The sequence below is a fragment of the Candidatus Omnitrophota bacterium genome (assembly GCA_028715415.1).
GTDB lineage: Bacteria > Omnitrophota > Gorgyraeia > Gygaellales > Profunditerraquicolaceae > JAQURX01.
Map to the genome: position 1 here is coordinate 1 of JAQURX010000039.1, position 2,525 is coordinate 2,525.

The window sequence follows — 2,525 nt, forward strand, 5'->3', positions numbered from 1 at the left end:
CCGATCTAAAGCGTGAAGAGCTCGCAATATAATGTCAATAACTACCAATGGCAGATCGTTAATCTTGCCCGCACTACATTAAGGAATATTATCGGTACCCTGACTTTAAAGTCCGCAAACAGCGAAAGAGGCAAGATCAACGCCGAGTTGCATACCACCCTGCGCCAGGAAACCGGGACCTGGGGATTAGAGATCGTGCGCACCGAGTTAAAAGAGATCGATCCGCCCAAAGACGTGCAGGAGACGATGAATAAGGTGGTTAAGGCTGAGAACGAAAAGATCGCGGCCATTGATTTTGCTACCGCCACTGAAACCGCAGCTGACGGCCAAAAACGCGCAGAGATCAAAAAGGCCGAAGGTATTAAGCAGGCTCGCATCCTTGAAGCTGAAGGCGAGGCAACCGCGATTAAATTGGTTAATCAGGCAGCTGAAGAATATTTTGTGGGCAATGCGCAAGTGCTGCGCAAGCTCGAAGCAGTTGAAAAGTCATTGCAGAATAACGCGAAAATCGTGGTCCCGGCAAATACGGAATTAGTCAATGTAATAGGTGAAATGGCCGGCTTCTTGCCGATTAAGCAAAAAGAAGAAAAGCCGGGGAAATAATTAGCTAGAAACAGTTTCCGTAGTAGTATTTTTTCCGAAGGCTGGCCAGGAAACTGTTTCGCCTTTGCTCTTTTAACAATTTGTGTCTGGTTTATTGGTTCGGGCTCGCTCTAATCAGCGGGTCCTGCCGCGGAAGTATCCCCATTCCTGCGGGCGGCCGTGCCGTCCTCGGAACGGGGAAGCCCCTCTTCCGCGTCACCCGCGCACAGCTCTTCCCGCTCGCCCGAACAAGCCAATCCAGCCACAAAAATGAATATAAATATATAGGTTTATTTATGATAGTCTAATTGTTTTGGGAGGATAAATGGATAATCTCTCGATAAATGAAATAAAAATGAAATTACATCTTCAGTATGCTGTAGGTATTTTGCTGGCGAGCCTTATCCTATTGATCGCTTTTCGTTATTTTGATGTTCCAGATCTAGTTGATAAGGTAACATTTGCATTAACTATGTCTTCTATGCTCTTATCTGTTTTAGCAATTTTTTTCACAATAAACTCAAGCAATAAGCAAGAATCTCAATTGACACAGCTCTTTTCAATTCAAAATGAAATAAAAGATTCAGCCCAAAATCTAAACTTAATCACAACTAATCTTATGCATCAAACATGTGAGATTCCCAAGAGCATTGATCGTTTATCAGATAAGTTTGATTCTCTTAAGCTTGAAGAAAAAACTAAAGCAGGATATTCCTTAGATACTGATAATGCTAAAGTCGGAGAATTGAATAAAAAACAAGTAGACAATATTTTCGTCAGTTCGTCTCTTGTTGGAATGGTATCTTTATATCTACTGAGGGAATTGTACTATAAAGGCGGGAGATTGAATTTGAAGAAGCTTCCTAGTGAAGTAGGTGAGGGTACATTTATGGTGGGTTATCTTCATGGGTTGGAGTCTTGCGGTTTATTATCTTTTGAAATTGAAGGAAATATACTGATTCCTACTTCAATGAATCCAATCCTAGTAAGAGATTTACCAACATTGTATGCATCTGTTATGAAAGTTACTGGAGATGATTCAAAGAGAGGCCCTTTTTTAATTAATGCAAAAAACAAAATTGATGAATTGTTAAAATCTTTAAATTCAAGCCTGTAATGTCGGAATTCCGGGGACATGATACTTAATTGTTCTTTAGCGGGTGGCGAGCGGAGCTTGAGAAATAAATGACACTGGCAAGTTTGATCCGCTAGCCATAAGCTTTTGAGGTTTTGGCGGAGCAGCGCATTAGAAAATTTTCGGCACCGCTATCAATAGCTAGTGTGCAAGGCTTTACGGCGAACGGAGGAATTGCACCAGCGTAAGTCCTTCCGGGAGCGAGCCGTAAACCGTAGCACACGGCGAAAATTTTAAAGCGCCTGCGTAGACAAAGCCGCAAAAGTTGTTTAGAGCGGGAAAACTTGACAGTGGCATTAATGAATGTAGGCCCGAGGCTAAACAAGACAAGGCAGACGCGTAAGATGAATATGAATATCATCGAAGAAGCGAATAGTTTGGGGAGCTTGATTGATTATCAGGATGGCTCGGTTGTAAGCAAGGAAGTCATCAAGAAGGATAAGGGTACGGTGACGCTCTTTGCTTTTGATAATGGGCAGGGGTTGAGTGAACACACCGCGCCATTTGACGCGTTAGTTTATATTTTTGACGGAAGAGCGGAAATTACGATTGCCGGGAAGGCGCATAATCTAAATACGGGTGAAGCCATTATTATGCCGGCAAATAAACCGCACTCTTTAAAGGCTACCGAGCGTTTTAAGATGCTTTTAGTAATGATTAAAACTTGATAAGAAGGGACAGAGATGTTATTAACTATTAAGCAGAAGGCAAATGAGGATATCTTGAGGATTATTTCTGAAGACCTTGATGGTTATATTAAAGTTGTGGTTGATATAAAGCGTAAAATTTTATCTGCCTAATCCGAGCA

General features: G+C 41.9%; 3 protein-coding genes. All 3 read left to right on the top strand.

What is annotated here, in order from left to right; translation table 11 throughout:
* Positions 1-12: 12 nt before the first annotated feature.
* Positions 13-603 (top strand): SPFH/Band 7/PHB domain protein, encoded by a 591-nt coding sequence (locus tag PHO70_08675; GenBank protein MDD5433032.1) that lies wholly within the window; start codon positions 13-15, stop codon positions 601-603.
* A gap of 304 nt (positions 604-907) precedes the next feature.
* Entirely contained in the window at positions 908-1,699 is a 792-nt protein-coding gene (locus tag PHO70_08680) for a hypothetical protein (protein ID MDD5433033.1), read from the top strand.
* 368 nt (positions 1,700-2,067) lie between these two features.
* Positions 2,068-2,385 (top strand): cupin domain-containing protein, encoded by a 318-nt coding sequence (locus tag PHO70_08685; GenBank protein MDD5433034.1) that lies wholly within the window; start codon positions 2,068-2,070, stop codon positions 2,383-2,385.
* The last annotated feature ends 140 nt before the right edge of the window (positions 2,386-2,525 follow it).